At 64.9% G+C, this 5,687-nt stretch carries 4 protein-coding genes and 2 pseudogenes; 2 read left to right on the forward strand and 4 right to left on the reverse strand.

What is annotated here, in order from left to right:
* Positions 1-239, forward strand: a pseudogene (locus ACFXB5_RS51305) (integrase); the annotation flags it as partial.
* Positions 240-458: 219 nt separating this feature from the next.
* Here ACFXB5_RS51305 and ACFXB5_RS51310 read toward each other — a convergent pair.
* The 4 genes and pseudogenes from ACFXB5_RS51310 to ACFXB5_RS51325 all read right to left on the reverse strand — a co-directional run bounded on the left by ACFXB5_RS51310 (position 459) and on the right by ACFXB5_RS51325 (position 4,399).
* Complete coding sequence (locus ACFXB5_RS51310) at positions 459-1,022, reverse strand: carboxymuconolactone decarboxylase family protein (RefSeq protein ID WP_385222421.1); 564 nt, start codon at positions 1,020-1,022, stop codon at positions 459-461.
* Positions 1,023-1,034: 12 nt separating this feature from the next.
* The gene (locus ACFXB5_RS51315; RefSeq protein ID WP_385222424.1) at positions 1,035-2,246 is read right to left on the reverse strand and encodes an amidohydrolase family protein; all 1,212 of its coding nucleotides are present in this window, start codon (positions 2,244-2,246) and stop codon (positions 1,035-1,037) included.
* A gap of 59 nt (positions 2,247-2,305) precedes the next feature.
* A pseudogene (locus ACFXB5_RS51320) lies at positions 2,306-3,301 on the reverse strand (serine dehydratase beta chain).
* Positions 3,302-3,352: 51 nt separating this feature from the next.
* A complete protein-coding gene (locus ACFXB5_RS51325; protein ID WP_385222426.1) occupies positions 3,353-4,399 on the reverse strand; it encodes an Lrp/AsnC family transcriptional regulator in 1,047 nt (348 codons plus the stop codon).
* A gap of 343 nt (positions 4,400-4,742) precedes the next feature.
* Here ACFXB5_RS51325 and ACFXB5_RS51330 point away from each other — a divergent pair, with 343 nt between their 5' ends.
* Positions 4,743-5,588 (forward strand): enoyl-CoA hydratase/isomerase family protein, encoded by an 846-nt coding sequence (locus ACFXB5_RS51330; RefSeq protein WP_385222438.1) that lies wholly within the window; start codon positions 4,743-4,745, stop codon positions 5,586-5,588.
* Positions 5,589-5,687 lie beyond the last annotated feature (99 nt).

A 5,687-nucleotide genomic window follows, 5' to 3' on the forward strand; every position in this document is an offset into this window, starting at 1 on the left:
CCTGCCGCACCGAACTCCTGGACCGGACCCTGATCTGGAACCAGAGCCACCTCCTCCACGCCCTGCGCGAGTACGAATCCTTCTACAACGAACACCGCCCGCACAGGGCCCTGAAAAACGCCGCCCCATGCCGCCCACTAGCCACACCCATCACCCAACAAGCCCAGCTCACTCACCTGGAAGTCCACAGACGAGACCGGCTCGGCGGAACACTCCACCAGTACCGGCACGCCGCCTGAACTGCGCAGATGATGTATCGGCACCCGCAGGGCCAGCAGTGACTCGCCCGCAACCAGCGAGCCGTCGTCGTATCCTTTGATCAGCATCCCTGGATCCTGTCACCAGCCACTGACACGCCTCGATCCGGGATTGGTGTGGAGGCGCCTCCCTGTTACGGGACAGCCCTTAGGGAAGCGGCGGACACCCGGTCTGCCGTCCCAGAGCTCGCTGACACACAGTCAGTCGCCGTCGGGCGGCAGTGGCACGTCGTACGCATTGAGGATCGCCGAGATGGCGGCATACTGCGCGATGAGGAAGACGAGTTCAGCCGTACCGGAGTCGCCGAAGGCGCGGACCCCGGCTCGGTAAAGCGCTCCCGGCAAAGGCGCGCCGCTGTACAGCCGGGCAGCCACATCATGAGCGACCGTTTCCTCGGCGGTCATGCCTGCCGGGCGCTGCCCCGCGACCAGGCCCTCGATGATGTCCTCCGGCAGACCGACGTCGAGCGCAACCCGGGAGTGCGAGTACAGCTCGTAGGCCGCGGCATACCGCGACCCCGTGGTGAGAATCGCGACCTCGCGCACCCGGGCGGGCAGGACTGAGGCACCGGTGCCGGCCGTGAACCACTCCAGCAGCGGGCGGGCGAGCCCGGGAAAACGGAGCATCACCGGGAATGGGCCGATCAGCGCGCCGTCGGGATCAGTTGAGGTAAACGGCGCGGGCAACCCGGCCATGAGTTGTCGGACGTGACTGTCGAGCGAGCGCTGCTCGGCTGTCAGTTCGCTGGGCTTGATCGAGGGCATGCGCACAACGCGTCACCGTACCTGCGTGCCGTCGAGCCACACCTGACGGACCCGGCCGCGAAGGTCGTCGAGATCGGGCAGACTGCCCGCGATGACGACCACGTCCGCGAGCTTGCCGGCTGCCAACTTTCCGGCGGCATCGAATCGAAGGAGTTCGGCCGGGCTCGACGTCGTGGCGCGCCAGGCATCCAGCGCGGACATCGACGAGGAGTTCACCATCAGAGCGAGTTCTCTGAGGTTGCTCGCTGCCGGGCTCCAGTAGGGCGGGCTGTCGGTCCCCATGGCGATCTTCACTCCCGCCTGGACGGCGAGTGCGAAGCTCGCCTGATGCGCTTCGACGGCCTCACGGGCAAGGTTGGCGTTCTCTTCCGGGATCGGTACGCCGCTGTCAGCGGCGTCAATGATGGCGCGTGTTGCTGACAGCGTGGGAACGAGCCAGGCGCCACGCTCGAGCATGAGGTCGACTGCTTCGTCGTCCAGGTAGTAGCCGTGTTCGATGGAACGGGCGCCGGCCCGCAAGGCTGCCTTGATTCCCTCGGTCCCCTGCGCGTGGGCGAATACGTAGGTGTCGGCCGCGGCGGCTTCGGCGACGATCACCGCTAGCTCGTCGGCGCGAAACTGGGCATGGCGGGGATTATCGCCTGGAGACATGACTCCGCCGGTGGTGGCGATCTTGACTGCGTCGGCTCCCGCGCGCAGGACTTCACGAACTCCTCGCCGTACTCCGTCCGGACCGTCGACGATCGGGGTGGGCCGTCCAGGGTGTGCCGTCATCATCGGGATCGATCGACGACCTCCCGAGGGGAGATGGACATCGCCGTGCCCGCCCGTTTGGGACAGCATCGAGATCGCGATCTGCAGTCGCGGTCCCTCGATGAGTTCCTGTGCGATCGCTTGCTTCACCCCCAGGTCTGCGCCTGCGGCATCTCGAGCAGAGGTGATGCCTTGGTCGAGCAGGAGCGACAGGTTGCGCTTTGCTTCGTAATACTGCAGGGAGAAGGCTTGTTGTTCGGCGCGTGCGAGGTTGAAGTCTCGGGTCATCACGTGCACGTGGCAGTCGAACAGCCCGGGGAGGACCGACTTTCCAGAGCAGTCCACAACGTGATCACCGTCCAGATCGGTCCCGACATCGACGACGTGGCGGCCTTCGATGACGAGGTCGGCTATGCCTGCTGCGGTTCCGTCGAAGACGGTCCCATTCTTGAAGACTGTGCGGATTGCCATTGCTCCTCATTTCATGAATGTTCGACTGCGCAGGTTGGGCGCGCGGGCCTGACGCGGCTTCAGCACTCGACAACGTTGACGGCCAGCCCGCCCAGGGCCGTCTCCTTGTACTTGTGGTTCAGTCTGCGCCGGTCTCACGCATGGTGGCGATGACCTGGGTCCAGCCAGACGTGATGGTTGCCGGCGCCCCAGAGCGCCATTCGCGCGGCGTTGATCGCTTTCACTGCAGCGATCGCGTTGCGTTCGATGCAGGGCACCTGTACGAGGCCGGCAGCGGGATCACAGGTTCAGCCCCAATCGCGACGCCCATGCACCGGCTCGCCGACGGACACCGAGGCCACCAGGGAGCACGCCTGCGCGCGATATAACCGAGGTGACGCATGTGCGCATCGTTTGCCATGGTTCTCGCAATCCCTGGTTGAGGTCGGCGCTCGAGCGCCCTGCGAGTTCGTTGTCGCGTATCACTTCGCTGATGCGAGAACCTGTCTGGTCGCAGACAGCGAGCAGCTCCGCCGCCGTGCGGAACGGGTGTGGAACCGACGTCGATTGCACGCCGGAGGGGCGCCCCTCGTCGCCGTCGCGGACAATGAACCCGCCGCCGAGGGAGTAGTACGTGTCCGATCGAACAACAACGCCAGCATGGCCGTATGCCGTGAGCGTCAACGCGTTCGTGCGGCGAGGCCGTAAGGTCAACGGTCGCAGCACGAAGTCCTCGGTCTGGTGGGGATTCGTTGCCCTGCGCCGAGGCTCACCGTGCCGGATTCCGTGACGTCCGCCAGTCTTCGCTCAACTTCGCCGGAGTCGGCCCTGGCTGATTTCGCACCCTCCAAGCCTAGAAGCACCGCGGTGAACGTGCCGTGCCCGCGTCCGGTCGCGGTGAGCGAGCCAAATATCCCCACTCGCACTGATTCGACGCTGTCCGCCGTGTCCGCTCTTCGTAGGTCCTTCGCAAAGGCGGCGGCTGCCTTCATCGGTCCGACTGTGTGCGAACTTGAGGGCTCAATCCCGATAGTGAACAGGTCGAAGACACCGACAGGAGCTGTCGAAGTGGTCATGAAGCAGGACGGTAGTCGGCGCGTGTAATGATCCCGGCCTGTTGCAGGATTTCACTCGAAACACGGGTTTGACTGAGGCATATTGGTCAGCAGAGGGCTGAATTCGCCAGTGGTGTGCCCATGGGCATTGAGGCGGTGTCCTTCCTTCTTGACCGTGCGCAGCACGACGGAACGGTCGGCGATGCTGACGCCGGGAAGTTTCTCCTCGAGGACGGCCTCGAGCCGCTGCACGTCAGCCAGCGTCGGCAACCACACGGCGAGGATGAGGTTGTACTGTCCGACAGTTGAAACCGCGAGGCGGATCTCGCCGATACGCGTGAGCACCGACCCGACGCGCTGCACGAGCGCGGCAGGGACACGGAGGAAGTACCACGCATGAACCGGGCGACCTGATTGCGCTTTTGCCATATCCAGGCGGGTGTCCAACCGCCCTTGTGCAGTCATGGCCGCAACCGCATCCCGTACCCGACGTTGGCCCACGCCGACGGCCCGCCCCAGGAAAGCCACTGTCGCCCTGCCGTCCGAACCCAGGAGGCGAAGGAGTTGGTCTTCCAGCTGAGAGTCGACGCGGCCCCTCGGGGATCGCGAGACCTCGATGGTCCGCTCTACCGCAGCGATCTCGTCGGCTGACAGGGAGCGAAGACGCCACTGACCTCCGTCCACGAAGGGCGACGTGAACAAGTGGGCCCGGGCCGCCCGAATCCCGTCAAGTGCCGGTACCCGCGTCATCAAATACTCCGTGAGGGCATCCATGCTTGATGTGGCCACCAGCACGAGCATCTCGCGTCCCCCGGCCGTGAGGTCCACCGTGAACGCTTCACTGTCCGCCGAGATCTCCTGTGCGAGACCGAGCGTGGCGGCAGGGTGGGCTTCGATTTCCAGTATGGCCGACGGCCCCCTCAGCTCTGGGCCGGGATGTCCGGACACCCATGCGATGCCAGCCTCGACGATGCGTTCCCAGCGCCGGGCGAGGGTGACCGCGTCGACCCCGATAATCGGCGCCAGCGCAGCCCAGCGTGCTCGCGGGTTGATCTGGAGGGCATGGATGAGCCGCCGATCGAGCTCATCGAGGTCGTAGTCCTGCCGACTCTCGTCCAAATGACACATAAGACTTGACTCTATGTTACGGGAAAGGGTTGATGTTGTGGCGGGCATGCGGCTGTTCACGTGCAGTGTGCCGAAGCATCCTGACGTGGCTCCGTGCGGAGATTCCAGACGCCGCAACTCGCGATGCCCTTTGAGTGCCAGCGTGGAGCTCGTGACGCTGGCCGAATTGCGGCAGAAGGGCGCGCCTGCCTGACGTCAAACTTCATCGCGGTTGGCTTCTGGGGATTTTTCCTGCATTGCCGGTCATGCCGCTTCCTCGCGGAGTAATGATCTTCGCATTAGTGCGAGAGCGTCGGTATCCCGGCGCTGACGAAGGAGGACGACCTTGGCGACCATGTCAGACCCCCGCTGGGAAGGCCACGTTCCACCGACCGCATATGAAGAGTACTCAGAGAAGTACGCCGCCTTCTTCAAGATGCGCAGGGAGAACGGGATCATCGAGCTTCGGCTCCACACTGACGGAGGTCCGTACATCCACAACTGGGCCGCCCACAACGCGTGGAACCGGGTGTGGCAGGACGTGGGCAACGACCCCGACAACCATGTCCTCATCCTGACCGGCACCGGCGAGACCTGGTTCCGAGGCGACCCCGAGGAGACGTGGCCACGGCCCATCGTCGACGAGGAGCCCGACTACATCTTTCAGCAGACCATCGATGCGTGGAAGCTGATCGAGAACTTCGTCAACAACCTCGACATCCCGACGATCGCGGCGGTAAACGGTCCCGGGATCCACACCGAGTTCGCGCTACTCTGCGACATCACTCTGGCCGCGGAAGACGCAGACTTCATGGACCCGCACTTCATGGCGGGCACCGCGCCGGGAGACGGACTCTCGCTCGCCCTGCAGCACCTGATGGGCACGAAGCGGGCGGCCTACGACATCTACAGTGGCCGCTCCATCCCCGCGCGGAAAGCACTCGACTACGGGCTCGTCAGCGACGTACTTCCGCGTGAGGAGCTCCTGCCGAAGGCGTGGGGGATCGCAGGCGACATCATGAAGCGCCCGCGGTTCGCCCGCTGGGCAACCCACAACATCGTGTCTCGCCCCTGGCGCAAGCTCGTTGCCGAAGACTTCGGTTTCCACTTCTCGCAACAGATGCTTGCCACCGTCGCTGCCAAGCGACAGGTTCCCGACCCCGACCTGGTCGTCGAGGCGCGCTCACGCAAAACGTGGTGAGAACCTGAGGGACGAAGCAGGTTGTGGGGGGGGGGGGGCCCCGGCGCGGCGCCCCCCGGGAATGAGTCTAGAGGGGGGGTGTGGGGGTGGGTGTGGGGT

The sequence above is a fragment of the Streptomyces sp. NPDC059455 genome (genome assembly GCF_042750115.1).
GTDB lineage: Bacteria > Actinomycetota > Actinomycetes > Streptomycetales > Streptomycetaceae > Streptomyces > Streptomyces endocoffeicus.